Here is a 14,038-nt window from a genome sequence, read left to right as displayed (position 1 = left end):
CGGGCCAGCCTATGCCCTCGGGTCTCGCGGCGAGTTGACGCGGCTCTCGGGGATCGTGTCCCCCAGGGTCTCACCGGCAGTGGTATCGGCGTCGCCCTCAGCTCCGTCCCCGAGGAGGGACAGGTCAATGGCGGCGCGGGGGATGCCCCGCCGCACCGCGGCACCATGGTTGTCGGCCCCATCCCGGCTGAGCCGGTCGGCGCGCTCGGCCATGTCGGCGCGGTTGCGGGCCTGGCGCAGTGGGGCGGTCACCTTGCGCTCATGACGGACCGTGATGACGACGGTGACGAGCCCGACGACAACGACCGCCAGGACCGGGCCCCAGATCGTCCAGCCCCCCGTGGTGGAGCGCTCCTCACTCTGACCGGCGGAGGTCTTGGGCTTGGAGCCGGCGCGCTCACGCAGGACCTCTCCGTAGTCGCGCAGCTCGATGGGGCCGGCCAGGCGCCGGGTGGCGGCCTCCCCCATAGCCGTCACCGTGGTACCGCTCAGCGAGTACCAGGCGTTGGCGTTGCGGTCGTGGACGAGGTGGGCCTCGCCCATCTGGTCGACGTCGGTGGCCAGGTCATCGTCGAACACGGGGGTGCAGGTGGTGTGCCCCTTGTCATGGACCACCTCGAGAAGACCGACCGGCTTGCCGCCGGAGGAGACGGTCGCGGCCCAGTCACCGGTGTCGACGGGTTGTGCGGAGGGCTGGGAGCCATCGAGGAAGCCGGACGCCCAGGTGTAGACGCTCCGCGGGTCACCCACCGTGATATCGCCCTGCTCGCCGGTGCTCTGACGCACCTGCGCGACGCAGTCGCTCTCCATGAGTGCCTTGGCCTCGTCACGCGATTCGGCATCGGTCGACACCCCCATGACGCCACCGACGGACGTGATCGGCGCGACCCGAGGGCCGGTGTCGGCAACGGCCCGGGCCTCCCCCAGGGGCAGGAGGCAGAGACACAGGAACGTCGCCGCCAGAGCAGGTCGGATCAGGTGTCCGGAGCCCTGGAGGCGTCGGGTGGGTCGGATGGGGATGGCGTCGCGGACCGGCGCCACGGTGGTGGGAGTGTTCACAGCGGTGCTCCAGGCTGGGAGGAGGCGTCTGCGGCCAGCGGGCTCAGGTCGACGTCGGCCCAGCGCGGACCGACGGCGCGCATGATGATCGTCCGGTTGCCGTCGTCGACCTCACCGAGGTCCACGACCGGCTCCCCCGTCACCGAGCCGGCAGCGTGCTCGACCCCGGCGGGGACGTCGTCGGCCTGCGGGTGCCCGGCGCGGACGGCTCCGTGGGGGCGGAGCATCTGGATCTCCAGGCGGTTGGGGCTCAGGGCCTCCACCTTCTCCTCGCCCCACTCGACCAGGGTGACGGCGCGGTCCAGGGAGGAGTCCAGGTCGAGGGCGTCGATCTCCTCCAGGGAGGTGATCCGATAGGCGTCGACGTGAATGAGGTCGGGGCCGTCGGACAGGGCGGGGTGCACGCGGGCGATGATGAAGGTCGGCGAAGAGACCCGGCCACGCACTTCCAGGGCAGCACCGATACCCTGAGCGAGCGTGGTCTTACCGGCCCCCAGCCCACCGGAGAGCATCACGAGGTCGCCGGCGCGCAGCAGGCGGGTCAGGCGAGCCCCGAGTGCCCGGGTCTCATCGGCGTTGCCGGTGGCAACGGTGATCCCAGGGGCGGTCTCAGGTGTGTGCGGCGCTGCGCTCATGTGCCCTCCTCATCCGGGCGTGGATCCGATGGTGGCGCCGGTCGGTCCGGTGGGGACCGGCGATATCCGACGTCTGCTGTTGTCTAGGGTCGAGAGTAGTCGCCCGTGCCGTGATCCCCGACGTAGCAGCGCGGGACACGAGCCCCCAACCGGGTCACGATCTCGTAGTTGATGGTGCCGCAGACCTGCGCCCACTCGTCCGCGGTGGGGACGGCCTCCGGGTCGGAGACGCCGCCGTGCTCCGGGGCGCCCCAGAGCACGGCGGCGTCTCCGACCCGGGCCGGCGCTGGCAGGGGCGCGCCGGTCTCGTCCACGGCCGGGCCGAGGTCGACGACCACCTGGTCCATGCACACCCGCCCCACGATGGAGGTCATGATGCCGCCGACTCCCACCGGACCGGCGGAGCTGGCGGCGCGGGGGATGCCGTCGGAGTACCCCAGGGGCACGAGCCCCACCCAGCGGTCGGTGGGGGCGCTCCAGGTTCCCCCGTAGGAGACGGCCTGTCCGGCCTCGATGCGCTTGACCTGCACCAGAGGGGACTCCAGGCGCATGGCGGGCCGCAGCCCGAGCTCGGCGCCGGTGGCCACGGACGGGTCGGGGCTCAGCCCGTACAGACCGATCCCCGCGCGCACCAGGTCCATGCGGGCCTGCGGGTGCCACAGGAGCCCTCCGGTGGCTGCGAGGTGGCGAATGGGCGGGTTGAGGCCGGCGGCTCGGACGACATGCTCGGCCTGCCGGTAACGCTCCAGGTGCTCCTCGGTGGAGCCGCTGGCCGGTTCGTCGGCGCGCGACAGGTGGGACCACAGGCCGACAACGTCGACCGTCCCCTCATCCACGGCCCGCCTCAGCGCGACAGCCAGGGCGGGCAGCTCCTCAGGAGCGGCGCCGCCGCGCGACATGCCGGTGTCGACCTTGAGGTGGAGACGCGCCGCCCTCCCCTGCGCCCGGGCCGCCGCAGACAGGGCCTCGAGCTGGGGCAGGGTGGAGACCGACAGGTCCAGGTCGGCTGCCAGAGCGGCGCGCAGGGGCGAGTCCTCGGCGGCCGCCCGGGCCGGCTCCATGACGGGCAGGAGCCAGGTGAGGACCCGGGGAGCCTGGGCGGAGGGCTCCCCCGCCGGGCGGCTCACACCGGCCTCGTCCAGAAGGGAGCGCAGGGTCAGGGCCTCGGCGAGCTGGGCCACCCCCAGCCAGGAGGCTCCCGCTGACAGGGCGGTCAAGGCGATCGGCCCCAGCCCGTGACCGTAGGCGTCGGCTTTGACCACGGCCATCCACGGCACGCCCGCCACCTGCGCCAGACGCCGCCCGTTGTGGGCCACGGCCTCCAGATCGATGACGGCCCGCGAGGTGGCGGCCGCCGACGGCGCGGACCGGACGGCCGCGGATCGCGGAGCGGTGGACGGGGTCGTTGCGGATGAGTCCATGGAGGTGGTCACGGCGCGATTGTCGCACTGGGTGGCCGGCACCGCCGCTGTTTCCTGGCGCACGCCTCCGGCCGAAAGGTCTGATGGACGCCACGTGGCTGCCCCGTCTCAGTGGTGGGGCACTGCCTGGAGCCAGTTGAGCTCGAGGCGGGCCGGGCCAAGAGCCGCGGCGATGTCGAGTGCGGCGACCGGGTGCCCTCCGGCCCCCATGCCCCCGGCGCCCTGCGGGATCGCAGCGGCGTAGGCCCCCGCGAGCGCGTGCAGCCTGACTCCGGCGACCACCGAGTCGACCAGGGCGTCCAAGACCGGACCTGAGGCCGCGGACGCTGTCCCCTGCTCCCAGCGGGCTGCGGCACCGGCCAGGACTGCTCCGAGGACCCCGGCGAGCACGTCCCCGCTTCCTGCGGTCGCCATCCAGCCGGGTCCGCCGTCCACGCTGACCACGGGGCGCTGCTGTGCGGCGATGAGCGTGGTGGCTCCTTTGAGCAGGACGGTGGCGCCGGTGAGGCGACAGATCTCGCGGGCGGCGAGCCCCGGGTGGGCCTCGACGCGGTCACGGCTCCATCCGTGGGCGGTCTCCGCCGGCGTCTTCTTGTCCTCCAGCGCGGTCAGCAGCGCGGCGGCCTCTCCGGCGTGCGGGGTCAGCACGTGCAGCGGTGTGCAGCTGAGCCCCTCGGTGAGGAGCTCGGCCAGGATGCTCAGGGCACCGGCGTCGACGACGGTGGGGACCCGGGTGGGGCTCTGCCGGCCTCCGTCGGAGGGGGCGAGGGTGGAGCGCAGGACGGTCCGCACCTCATCGGCCCTGGTGGTGTCGGCGGGGTCGATGCCCGGCCCCAGGACGAGCGCCTGAGCATGTCCTGCGGTGGGGACGACCTCGGGTCTGGCCGCCAGGACGAGGTCCTCCACGCGCCTGGGGGCAGCCAGGCGCACCATGCCGGCACCGGCTCGCACCGCGCCGCTGGCGGTCAGGACGGCGGCGCCCGGATAAGACTCGCTGCCGGCCCACAGGCCGACCACGCCACGGGTGTACTTGTGGTCGTCGGGGCCCGGCTCGGGAACGGCTCGCGTCAGGTAGTCGCCCAGCGCGCCGTCGACGGGGCGGCGGGCGAGGGGCCGGCTGGTGGGCACGGGCAGCCCGAGGGGAACGACCTCGACGACGCCGCACAGGTGCCGGGCCGGGGGGAGGCACTGGCATCCCTTGAGGCAGGTGAAGGTGACGGTGCGGTCGGCGGCCAGGACCGGACCGCTCACCGTGCCGTCGTCGACACCGGTTCCGCTGGGCAGGTCGACGGCGATGACGCGCAGCGGACGGTACCCCGGTTCTCCGGCGGCGATGAGCGGGGCGATGAGGGCGGCGACGTCGGGTCGCAGTGGTCCGGTGGCGCCGATGCCGGTGAGTCCGTCCAGGACGAGCCCACCGTGGACGAGGAATGCCTCGACGGCGGCCATGGCCTCAACGGAGTCCCGGTCGGTTCCGTCGGCGTTGCGGTAGCCGGCTCCGTAGACGGTGACGCCATGGCTGCGGGCCTCCTCCAGGGCGACGGGATGCGGGTGCTCGGTGACGAGCACGGCACTGACCGCGCAGCCGCTGTGTGAGAGCAGACCTCCCGCCAGGAGGGTGTCGGCTCCGTTGTGGCCGCCGCCGACCAGGAGGAGTACCGGCGCCCCTGAGATCCATCCGGGGCCCGCGTGCGCTCCTGTCCCATCGCCCGCCCCTCCCATCGGCGTCGCCGGGGACTGCGGTGAGACGGGGGTCGCGGCCGCCCCCATGGGGCTCGTCACGGACAACGGGTTGGGGGCCGGCCTGGCGGGGGCCGCCGCGGAGCCCGGAGCGTTGGGGCCTTGGCGCAGCTCGCGCAGCGCCGCCCGGGCCACCGCGTGGGCGGCGGCTCTCATGTACCGGTCGGTGCCCGCGGTGACAGGGGCCTCCGCGGCCGCTATCTCCCGGGCGGGCCAGGCACAGGTGGTGGGGTCGGTGACGTCGTCGGAACGCGGGAGGTCGTTGAGGTCACTCATCCACCCCATTGTCCTCCGCTCATCATTCCTCGCCCCTCCAACACGACTGTGAGACAGAAGGTTTCACGAAACGAGACTCACTGGGTGGCTGCCGGTCCGTCTCGGTCGTCTTCAGACACGTGGCAAGAAGTTGTTGTTTCCAGAACCAGGCGGCGCGTTCACCCCTCACCGCCCCCGCTCACCCGGCACAATGGCCGAGTGATCCGCGCTGTAGGGACTGACCTGGTCGATATCCCCCGCCTCGAAGGCTACATGGACCGGGTGCCCGGCCTGCGCGAGCGACTCTTCACCCCTGCCGAGCTGGCCGCCTGCCAGGGGCGCGCCGCCTCCCTCGGAGCGCGCCTGGCCGCCAAGGAGGCGGTCCTCAAGGCCCTGGGGTCCGCCTACGCCGAGCTGGGGCTGAACGCGCCCCCGGGGTGGGAGTACAAGGAGATCGAGGTGACCTCCACACCCGGAACCCCGCCGCGCCTGCGCCTGACCGGGGCGACCGCGATGGCCGCGCGCCAGGCCGGCATCGGCCACTGGCACCTCTCCCTGGCTCACGACGGCGGCATGGCTCAGGCCTTCGTCGTCGCCCAGGCCGACCACGTCGACAACGATGACGACCTGACCCTGTCCTCCCAGCGCTCGGAGGCCCGCACGAAGCGGCAGATCAAGTCCCTGCGCCCCGCCCTGTAGACAACGGTGCCGAGCCCGGGACGCGGGCTCGGCACCGTTGAGGGTCGAGTCGATGTGTCGCCGTCGGACCTACTCGACAGTCACGGACTTGGCCAGGTTGCGGGGCTGGTCGATGTCCAGGCCCTTGGCCCCGGCCAGGGCGGCGGCAAAGACCTGCAGCGGGACCACAGTGAGCAGCGGCCACAGGATCGTGGGGGTGGCGGGTACCCGGATGATGTGGTCGGCGAAGGGCTCGACGTCGGCATCCCCCTCCTCCGCGATGACGATGGTGCGCGCGCCGCGGGCCCGGATCTCCTGGATGTTGGAGATGACCTTGTCGTGCAGGACGGGGCGGCGCGGAGTGGGCACAATGACGAAAACCGGCAGACCCTCCTCGATGAGCGCGATCGGGCCGTGCTTGAGCTCACCGGCAGCGAAGCCCTCAGCGTGGACGTAGGCGAGCTCCTTGAGCTTGAGCGCGCCCTCCAGTGCCACAGGGAAGCCGACGTGGCGGCCCAGGAACAGGAAGGAGGACTTGTCCGCCAGCTCAGCGCCCAGGTCACGCACCCCGGCCTCCTGGTGGTCCAGGACGTGCTGGATGCGGTCCGGCATGGCGGCGAGGTTGTCCAGGTACTCGGCGACCTCGTCGGGCCACTTGTTGCCGCGCAGCTGGGCCAGGTAGAGGCCCAGCAGGTAGCAGGCGGTGATCTGGGCGAGGAAGGCCTTGGTGGAGGCCACGGCCACCTCGGGGCCGGCGTGGGTGTAGAGGACGGCGTCGGCCTCGCGGGCAATCGTCGAGCCGTAGGTGTTGACGATGGCCAGGACCTTGCTGCCCTGCTCGCGGGCGTGGCGCACGGCCTGGATGGTGTCCATGGTCTCGCCGGACTGGGAGATGGCGACGGTGAGGGTCTTCTCGCTGACAACCGGGTCGCGGTAACGGAACTCGTGGGCGAGCTCGACCTCCACGGGGATGCGGCACCAGTGCTCGATGGCGTACTTGGCGACGTGCCCGGCGTAGGCGGCGGTGCCGCAGGCGATGACAATGATCTTGTCGACGCTGCGCAGGACGGCAGGGTCGATACGCATCTCGTCGAGCTGGAGCTCACCGCGCTCGTCAACGCGGCCGCGCAGGGTGTCGGCCACGGCGGTGGGCTGCTCGTGGATCTCCTTGTCCATGAAGGTGTCGTAGCCGCCCTTGACGGCGGCCGAGGCGTCCCAGGTGACCTCCCAGGTCTTGGGCTCGACGTCGTGACCGTCCTTGTCCCAGACGTGGACGGCATCGGCGGTCAGGAGAAGGACCTGGTCGTCGTCGACCTCGGCGGCCTTCTTGGTGAAGGCGACGAAAGCCGCGACGTCGCTGCCCAGGAAGTTCTCGCCCTCGCCCAGCCCGATGACCAGCGGGCTGGAGCGGCGGGCCGCGACGATGGCCGCGGGGGCCAGGTCGGTGACGGCCAGGAGTGCGAAGGTTCCTTCGAGGCGAGCAGTGACGGCCCGCATCGAGGCGACCAGGATCTCGGCGACCTTGGCCGAGTCGGAGGCGGCGGCCGGGTCCTGGCGCAGGCGCTCGGTGAAGTCGATGTCCAGGACGTGGGCGACGACCTCGGTGTCGGTGTCGGAGAGGAGCTCGCGCCCAGCGGCCTCGACCTCCTCGCGCAGCGGGCGGAAGTTCTCGATGATGCCGTTGTGGACCACGGCGAGGTGGCCGGCGCGGTGCGGGTGGGCGTTGACCGTCGTCGGGCCGCCGTGAGTGGCCCAACGGGTGTGACCGATACCTGCGGTGGCAGGGGCCGGCGGGGTCGCCTCCAGCAGCTCGCGCAGGCCGGAGAGCTTACCGGCCTCCTTGACGACGTCCAGTCCCGAGGGGCCCACCAGGGCGACGCCCGCGGAGTCATAGCCGCGGTACTCCAAGCGACCGAGGCCGTCCATGAGAACAGTGAGGGAACGGGAAGAACCAGTTTCAGTCAAAGGGCCGACGTGGCCGACGATTCCACACATACTCTGATCGAATCATGCTGACGCGATGTTGACAACGAGCGCAGGGACACGTCAGTGTGATCTCGGCGTGATGTAGGCCTTACTGCGGGCTCCTTGCAGGCCGCACCCCCGTCTGCCGGCCCCTCGATTCGTTTCCGAGTCGGTATCCCACCGGTTCCTCTTCGGTCATCCGGGATTGTCCGCCGAGCGTCTTCATTTGCGACACTGTGTCGGTGACATCCGAGCTGAGCGACCCGAGTGACCTGGGTATTCCGGGTGCCTCGCCCTACATCGAGCTGGACCGGGACCAGTGGTCCGCCCTGGCGTCCTCGGCACCGCTGCCACTGACCCAGGCCGATGTCGAGAAGCTGCGGGGACTGGGTGACCCCATCGACCTGGCCGAGGTCGACGCCGTCTACCGGCCCCTGACCGCTCTGCTGGAGGACTACATCGCCACCTCGCGCGAGCGGGCGCACCGCACCGGTGCCTTCCTGGGGGTGACGGAGCCGCCCACACCCTTCATCGTCGCGGTGGCCGGGTCGGTCGCCGTCGGCAAGTCGACGACGGCGCGCCTCATCGCCCATCTGCTCACCCGTTTTCCGGACACGCCCCAGGTGGACCTAGTGACCACCGATGGCTTCCTGCTGCCCAACCGGGTCCTTGAGGAGCGCGGACTCATGGCCCGCAAGGGCTTCCCCGAGTCCTACGACCGTCGCGCACTGCTGGAGTTCGTGGCCGCCGTGAAGTCCGGCAGCGAGCGCGTCCAGGCGCCCGTCTACTCGCACACGGTCTACGACATCGTCCCGGGCCGGCATGTGACGGTGGAGCGCCCCGACATTCTCGTGCTGGAGGGGCTCAACGTGCTCCAGCCCGCCCCGCGGGGGTCTCGACCAGGGGCCTCGGCGCTGGCGGTGAGCGACTTCATCGACTTCTCGATCTACGTCGACGCCGACCCCGACGACATCCGCCGCTGGTACCTGGACCGGTTCCTCACCCTCAAGCACACGGCCTTCACCCAGCCGGGCTCCTACTTCCGGCGCTTCGCCGAGATCCCCGACGACGTCGCCCTGGCCGGAGCGAACGAGATCTGGGAGAGCGTCAACCTGGTCAACCTGCGTGAGAACATCGCCCCCACCCGGGGCCGGGCCACCCTGGTCCTGACCAAGGACGCCGAGCACCGCATGAGCCGGGTCCTGCTGCGCAAGTCCTGATTCCTCATCCCCACACTGAGACCGAATCGGACGGGCGGACGACCCGCGGCCAGTGGGACCGAGGCTCGTGAGTACCGCTTAGTCGCTGCGGTGGCGCCCAGCACGCACTACACGAGGGTGGGGGGCTACTGGAAGAGATTCGGGGAGACTCCACGACGGTGGGGTTTTCGTGCAGTACACACTGCCCTTGGCCAGTACACCTCCACCCTCGTGGAGTACACCCCCCGGAGGAGGGGCGCACCCACGCCACCGTCAAGCGAGCACCGCCAGGAGTCCGAAGAGGGACCACGGATGTCCAAATCGGTGACAAAAGCCCGGATCGTTCTCATGCAGACGAAGCAAAACCGCATGATTCCAAGGTTCTCGTTCATGCGGCCTAGGGACTGGAGGTCTCTTTGTCACCGATTTGGACACCAACAGACCGATCCCCCGAAGAGTCCGGTGCGGCGGACCTACTAGGCCACCTCGATCTGCGCGCCGCCGAGCAACTCACGGGCTCACCACGATGCTCGTCTGAGTGGTCAGAGCATCCGAGAGGCATCAAGAATCGCAGACTCCGCAGTATTGATCTGAGACGTTACCGCGGCGAGCTGGGCACTGACTGGCCGCCAATGTCACCGGGCGTTAAAAGACTGGAGAAAGTCGCACTCCGCCGGAGCCGCACGAACGATGCCTCAACCACCACCTCACTACTCATCGTTCGTAGTGCGACCGGTCTGCCCAACGGGAGACGGATAGATGACATCCGGCATGTCCCCAGGGATATCGATGCACCCCACACTCCCAGGACAAAGTGCCGACACTGTACGTACAGCCGCTGAGACATGATCCCACAAGACACGTGCAGCCCAGGGGCCGTAGCGCTGCGTGACAGCAGCGAGATCTTCTTGCATCGCAGTCTCGTCAGCTTCATCGTCAGAAGCAGCGAACACCATGCTGGCAGTAGCGCCGACGAACCATTCACCGGCACCGATGGCAAGATCACCGACGAGAGCGCGGATCGGAGCCGTCTCTTCCGGCGCCATCTGCACTTCAATCGGGCTGATGCGCCACTGAACGAAGTCCTTCTCTATGTCCTGTGGCTGACAGATGACACGGAAGGTCTGAAGCTGCAGGACGGTGGCTGATCGCAGCGAGAAGTGCTGATTGCTCGTCTCATCAGAACTCGGCGCGGACATCATGCCCCCACCAGCTTGCCCGTGGAAACTCGTCGCGCCGCTTCCGTAGAGGACGACTCCCACCTGTAGTCAGGCATACCAGCGTTGCGGGCAGCACGACGAACGTCATGCTCTCCGACAGCAATCACCTCGTGTCGGATAAGCGCACCCACCGCCTTGGCATAGCGGCGCACCGTGGACAGATGAGCATCCGAGTGGCCCGACTCGAACCGGGAGACGGATGCCTGACTAGTGCCCATGATGCGCGCAACGTCAGCCTGAGTCATCCCGCTGCGTTCGCGCACGGCGACGAGATCACGGACCAGCGTATGGTCGGCAGCGACCAGGCTGCGCGCATGCTTGTGACCAGGGGCGTCCGGGTCCTCACCGAGAAGCTCGTAGATGTCCATGTTCACTCACCACCTTGTGGGATATATCGGTAGCGATATACTAGCCTCTACTTCGATCCCGCGGTGAGCGCATCGTCGCATCTCACATCACTTCGCTCGCCGCGTCTGCACCCAGGACTCGAAACGCCTCTGAGCCGTGGCGATGTGCTCGTCCTGCTCCTCCAGTCCGATCATTCCGCCTCGCTTGTGGCGGAGGCTCAGCGAGAGCAGCAGACGGTCCTCGTCATCCGGTTCGCTGAAGTACAGCCGCAGATGGTGCTGCTCTCCGTCGAGGCTGACGGTCAGCTCCAGGCGGGCCTCGAGTACGTCATGCGCACTCTGAGCCTTGCAGACGACGCCCTTGGCGTAACTGTTGTCGTAGTTGAGACGACCGGCTTCTGCATCCCGGAGCAGCTGCTGGACCTCGGCCAGGAGCATCTGCCACTCGTCTTCACTGATGTTGCGTGCCCGTAGCTCACTCATTTCCTTGGTCAGGTAGGGGCGCCCGCGGTTGTCGACAGCGTTCTTCCAGTACCCGCCGCAACGACACGAACGAGCCCCGTAGCCGTAGACCTTGTGATGGAGAAGGGCGGTCATCGTAACCACACTCGCGACGAGAACGTTGTCATAGGGACTCCTCGGGGTGCTGTGGAGTGACTCATGAGGATAGTAGCCCTGCCTCCCGACTCGACAGCATCATCGAACCGAGCGCGGATGCGGCCCGTCTTAAGCCGTGAAACCGGGGAGCGTCGCGCTGAAGCCGCTGTGAAACCACCGGGGGTGAGCCTTACCGGCATGACAACACGAACAGCAAACGAATCGCTCTCACCGGGCGAGGCACCGGCCATTAGGACCGATGGCCTGACCCGCACCTTCGGCTCCTTCACCGCCGTCGACCGCCTGGACCTGGAGATCCCCACCGGCATCGTCTACGGCCTGCTCGGCCCCAACGGTGCCGGCAAGTCGACGGCGCTGCGCATGATCACCACCCTGTTGGCCCCCACCCGGGGCCGGGCGATGGTCCTGGGGCACGACGTCGTCCGCGAGCGCCACGCGGTGCGCAGCCTCATCGGGGTGACGGGACAGTACGCCGGCGTCGATGAGACGCTCACCGGCTCGGAGAACCTGCGCCTCTTCGGGCGTCTTCTGGGCCTTGGCCGGCGTCGGGCGCGGGAGCGGGCCGAGGAGCTGCTGGCCGCCTTCAGCCTGACCGAGGCAGGCGGCAAGCGGGTGAGCGGTTACTCCGGTGGGATGCGGCGGCGACTGGACCTGGCGGTCTCACTCATCTCCCGTCCCCCGCTCATCTTCCTCGACGAGCCCACCACTGGTCTGGACCCGCGTGCGCGTGAGCAGATGTGGGACGTCATCCGTTCCCTGGTGGAGGGCGGCTCGACGATCCTGCTGACCACTCAGTACCTGGAGGAGGCCGACCGTCTGGCTCACCGGGTCGGCATCATCGATGCCGGACGGCTCATCGCCGAGGGCACCCCCGATGAGCTCAAGGACCGGGTGGGCAGCAGCTCTCTGGTGCTGACGCCGGCGACCCCCCGAGGACCAGGGGGGCCACCGCGGCGATCATCGAGCGGGTGACCGGTCACGCCCCGGCGACCGTCGACCAGGGCACCCACCTGCAGGCGCCGCTAAGCGAGGCCTCGGTGGCCACCGAGGTGCTCGTGGCCCTACGCGACGCCGGATTGTCGCCCAGAACCGTCTCGGTGGACCGCCCCAGCATGGACTCGGTCTTCATGGCCCTGACCGGGCAACCCACGAAGCACGATGACGCGGCCTCACCCGATGCCGCCGCGCCGTCGGCGCCATCACCCGCTTCCTCGTCCTCCCGTCCCGCAGACTCTCAGGAGCAGTCATGACCGTCCCCACCACCGCGACCGCACCGACCAGTACCTCCCTCTCCCCCGGCGTCTGGCGTTTCAGCGAGGCCCGGCTCGTCCCGGACACCCTGACCATGGCCTGGCGCTCACTCATCACCATGATGCGCAACCCCGGGGAGTTCTACGACATCCTCATCCAGCCGGTCATGTTCACTGTCCTGTTCGGCGAGCTCTTCGGCGGCGCCATCGCCGGCGACGTCAAGGCCTACCTGCCCACGATCGTCCCGGGTCTCATCATCATGAATGCCTTGACCACGAGCCAGAGCGTGGGCGTGGACCTGCGCGAGGACATGGACAAAGGCGTCTTCGACCGCTTCCGCACCATGCCGATGTCCCGTATCGCGCCGGTCCTGGGGCCCATGGTCTCCGACGTGCTGCGCTACCTCATCTACACCTCACTGACCGTACTCACCGGCTACATCCTGGGCTACCGGCCTGCCAACGGCTGGTCGGGAACGATTGGCGCCATCGCCCTGGCGGCGGGCTGCGCCTGGGCCATCGCCTGGATCTTCCTCTTCCTGGGGACGGTCTTCTCCTCGGCCCAAGCGGTCACCTCCTTCACGGTGATCGTCCTGTTCCCGCTGACCTTCCTGTCCAACGCCATGGTGCCCACCTCGACGCTACCGGGCTGGCTCAAGGCCTTCGTGCACCACAACCCGGTCTCGCACATCGTCGACGGCGACCGGTACCTGCTGGACGGAACAGCGGGCTCGGCCGGGGACGTACGGGCCGCGATCATCGGTTCACTCCTGATCCTGGCCGTCATGGCTCCCCTGACGGTCGTGCGCTACCAGCGGCGCAACGCCTGAGCCGCACCTCAGGGACTCAGCCGACCTCGCCCGCCAGACGGCCGGCGAGGTCGGCGGCGTGAGCCACGAGCTCACCGCGGTCCAGGGACCGGATCCTCTCCTCGGCCTGCGCCAGTGCCCGGGCGTCCAGCCGCTCAGTGCGGCTGCGCAGGTAGTCGTGGGAGAGCAGGCGGCAGGTCTGGTTGGTGCCCACCGCCAGGGCGGTGGCGACCAGCTCGCCCCCTACTGCCCGCCGGTCGGAGCCCACGTCCTCAGCAGCCACGGCGGACAGGCCGACGGCGGCCGCGAAAGCCATGAGCGTGGGAATGTCACGCTGCCGTGGAGCCGGATCGGAGAGGATCTCGCGCAGCAGGGAGGTGGCTCGGGCACGGACGGCTCGGGCATCGAGCTCGACGGCGTCGTCGGGGCTGAGCTCGACGTCGGTGACCAGGCACATGCTCAGGATGTAGAGCTCCCACTGGGAGCCCGATCCCAGGATGGAGCGCCAGTTCCCGGCGTAGCGCAGGCTCACGCGCTGGATGAGGGCGGCGGTGCGTGCGTTCCCGCGGGTGAGCTCCAGCTCGCCGCGCACGGAGCGGGCGATGAAGCGCATGGTTCCCGGCAGGTCGATCGGTTCCAGGCTCTCCAGCAGCCTGCCCGCCGTCTCGGGGCGCGGATCGAGGTAGACCGCGCAGTAGGCCCCCTCCATGTGCAGTGTCGTGCGGAAGAACTCGCCCCAGCTGGGCAGGACCCGTTCCAGGAGCACTTGGGCGTGGCTCTGTCAACTTCGATTGGCCCCATGGTGACGGTCTGTTCTGGCCCCATGTCTACCCGGAGACCGG

At 69.5% G+C, this 14,038-nt stretch carries 12 protein-coding genes and 1 pseudogene; 4 read left to right on the top strand and 9 right to left on the bottom strand.

The genetic code is table 11. From position 1 onward, the window contains the following. Positions 1 to 9 precede the first annotated feature (9 nt). From FBF36_RS03395 to FBF36_RS03380, 4 genes are all read right to left on the bottom strand, one after another. Positions 10 to 1,059 (bottom strand): hypothetical protein, encoded by a 1,050-nt coding sequence (locus FBF36_RS03395; RefSeq protein WP_009397216.1) that lies wholly within the window; start codon positions 1,057 to 1,059, stop codon positions 10 to 12. Continuing rightward, positions 1,056 to 1,694 carry a tRNA (adenosine(37)-N6)-threonylcarbamoyltransferase complex ATPase subunit type 1 TsaE gene (tsaE, locus tag FBF36_RS03390; protein WP_009397215.1) on the bottom strand — a complete coding sequence of 213 codons (639 nt, stop codon included), beginning with the start codon at positions 1,692 to 1,694 and terminating at the stop codon, positions 1,056 to 1,058. Before tsaE ends, FBF36_RS03395 begins: the two co-directional genes overlap by 4 nt. An 83-nt stretch (positions 1,695 to 1,777) precedes the next feature. After that, a complete protein-coding gene (gene alr, locus FBF36_RS03385; protein ID WP_138137800.1) occupies positions 1,778 to 3,115 on the bottom strand; it encodes an alanine racemase in 1,338 nt (445 codons plus the stop codon). A 108-nt stretch (positions 3,116 to 3,223) separates the two neighbouring features. Then, positions 3,224 to 5,131 carry a bifunctional ADP-dependent NAD(P)H-hydrate dehydratase/NAD(P)H-hydrate epimerase gene (locus FBF36_RS03380; RefSeq protein ID WP_138137167.1) on the bottom strand — a complete coding sequence of 636 codons (1,908 nt, stop codon included), beginning with the start codon at positions 5,129 to 5,131 and terminating at the stop codon, positions 3,224 to 3,226. A gap of 198 nt (positions 5,132 to 5,329) precedes the next feature. Between FBF36_RS03380 and FBF36_RS03375 the strand changes: the two genes are divergently transcribed. Then, positions 5,330 to 5,809, top strand: a complete 480-nt coding sequence (locus FBF36_RS03375; protein ID WP_009394794.1) for a holo-ACP synthase — start codon at positions 5,330 to 5,332, stop codon at positions 5,807 to 5,809. 69 nt (positions 5,810 to 5,878) lie between these two features. Here the strand turns inward: FBF36_RS03375 and glmS are convergent, their stop codons facing one another. Beyond that, complete coding sequence (gene glmS / locus FBF36_RS03370; RefSeq protein ID WP_034491593.1) at positions 5,879 to 7,783, bottom strand: glutamine--fructose-6-phosphate transaminase (isomerizing); 1,905 nt, start codon at positions 7,781 to 7,783, stop codon at positions 5,879 to 5,881. 206 nt (positions 7,784 to 7,989) lie between these two features. On the opposite strand from glmS, the gene coaA reads away from it, so the two are divergent. Next, positions 7,990 to 8,973, top strand: a complete 984-nt coding sequence (gene coaA / locus FBF36_RS03365; RefSeq protein WP_009394796.1) for a type I pantothenate kinase — start codon at positions 7,990 to 7,992, stop codon at positions 8,971 to 8,973. A 689-nt stretch (positions 8,974 to 9,662) separates the two neighbouring features. Here coaA and FBF36_RS03360 read toward each other — a convergent pair. The 3 genes from FBF36_RS03360 to FBF36_RS03350 form a co-directional block, all read right to left on the bottom strand. Further along, positions 9,663 to 10,154 (bottom strand): hypothetical protein, encoded by a 492-nt coding sequence (locus tag FBF36_RS03360; RefSeq protein ID WP_009394799.1) that lies wholly within the window; start codon positions 10,152 to 10,154, stop codon positions 9,663 to 9,665. After that, the gene (locus FBF36_RS03355) at positions 10,151 to 10,540 is read right to left on the bottom strand and encodes a helix-turn-helix domain-containing protein (RefSeq protein ID WP_009394800.1); all 390 of its coding nucleotides are present in this window, start codon (positions 10,538 to 10,540) and stop codon (positions 10,151 to 10,153) included. Before FBF36_RS03355 ends, FBF36_RS03360 begins: the two co-directional genes overlap by 4 nt. An 87-nt stretch (positions 10,541 to 10,627) precedes the next feature. Next, positions 10,628 to 11,116, bottom strand: a complete 489-nt coding sequence (locus FBF36_RS03350; protein WP_009394802.1) for a hypothetical protein — start codon at positions 11,114 to 11,116, stop codon at positions 10,628 to 10,630. A gap of 198 nt (positions 11,117 to 11,314) precedes the next feature. Between FBF36_RS03350 and FBF36_RS03345 the strand changes: the two are divergent. Together FBF36_RS03345 and FBF36_RS03340 are read left to right on the top strand one after the other, a co-directional pair. After that, a pseudogene (locus FBF36_RS03345) lies at positions 11,315 to 12,387 on the top strand (ATP-binding cassette domain-containing protein). After that, positions 12,384 to 13,217, top strand: a complete 834-nt coding sequence (locus FBF36_RS03340; RefSeq protein ID WP_009394805.1) for an ABC transporter permease — start codon at positions 12,384 to 12,386, stop codon at positions 13,215 to 13,217. The pseudogene FBF36_RS03345 and the gene FBF36_RS03340 overlap by 4 nt, the downstream one beginning before the upstream one ends. A gap of 16 nt (positions 13,218 to 13,233) precedes the next feature. Here FBF36_RS03340 and FBF36_RS03335 read toward each other — a convergent pair whose 3' ends face one another. After that, positions 13,234 to 13,962, bottom strand: a complete 729-nt coding sequence (locus tag FBF36_RS03335) for a hypothetical protein (protein ID WP_225792451.1) — start codon at positions 13,960 to 13,962, stop codon at positions 13,234 to 13,236. Between the last annotated feature and the right edge of the window lie 76 nt (positions 13,963 to 14,038).

The organism is Actinomyces sp. oral taxon 171 str. F0337 (assembly GCF_005696555.1).
Classification (GTDB): domain Bacteria; phylum Actinomycetota; class Actinomycetes; order Actinomycetales; family Actinomycetaceae; genus Actinomyces; species Actinomyces oris_E.
This window is presented reverse-complemented; position numbering and strand designations above follow the sequence as displayed.

Coding starts and splice junctions, on each gene's coding strand:
- FBF36_RS03360 (WP_009394799.1), bottom strand. CDS start 10,154: ATGATGTCCGCGCCGAGTTCTGATGAGACGAGCAATCAGCACTTCTCG.
- alr (WP_138137800.1), bottom strand. CDS start 3,115: ATGGACTCATCCGCAACGACCCCGTCCACCGCTCCGCGATCCGCGGCC.
- FBF36_RS03340 (WP_009394805.1), top strand. CDS start 12,384: ATGACCGTCCCCACCACCGCGACCGCACCGACCAGTACCTCCCTCTCC.
- FBF36_RS03350 (WP_009394802.1), bottom strand. CDS start 11,116: ATGACCGCCCTTCTCCATCACAAGGTCTACGGCTACGGGGCTCGTTCG.
- FBF36_RS03355 (WP_009394800.1), bottom strand. CDS start 10,540: ATGGACATCTACGAGCTTCTCGGTGAGGACCCGGACGCCCCTGGTCAC.
- glmS (WP_034491593.1), bottom strand. CDS start 7,783: ATGTGTGGAATCGTCGGCCACGTCGGCCCTTTGACTGAAACTGGTTCT.
- tsaE (WP_009397215.1), bottom strand. CDS start 1,694: ATGAGCGCAGCGCCGCACACACCTGAGACCGCCCCTGGGATCACCGTT.
- FBF36_RS03380 (WP_138137167.1), bottom strand. CDS start 5,131: ATGAGTGACCTCAACGACCTCCCGCGTTCCGACGACGTCACCGACCCC.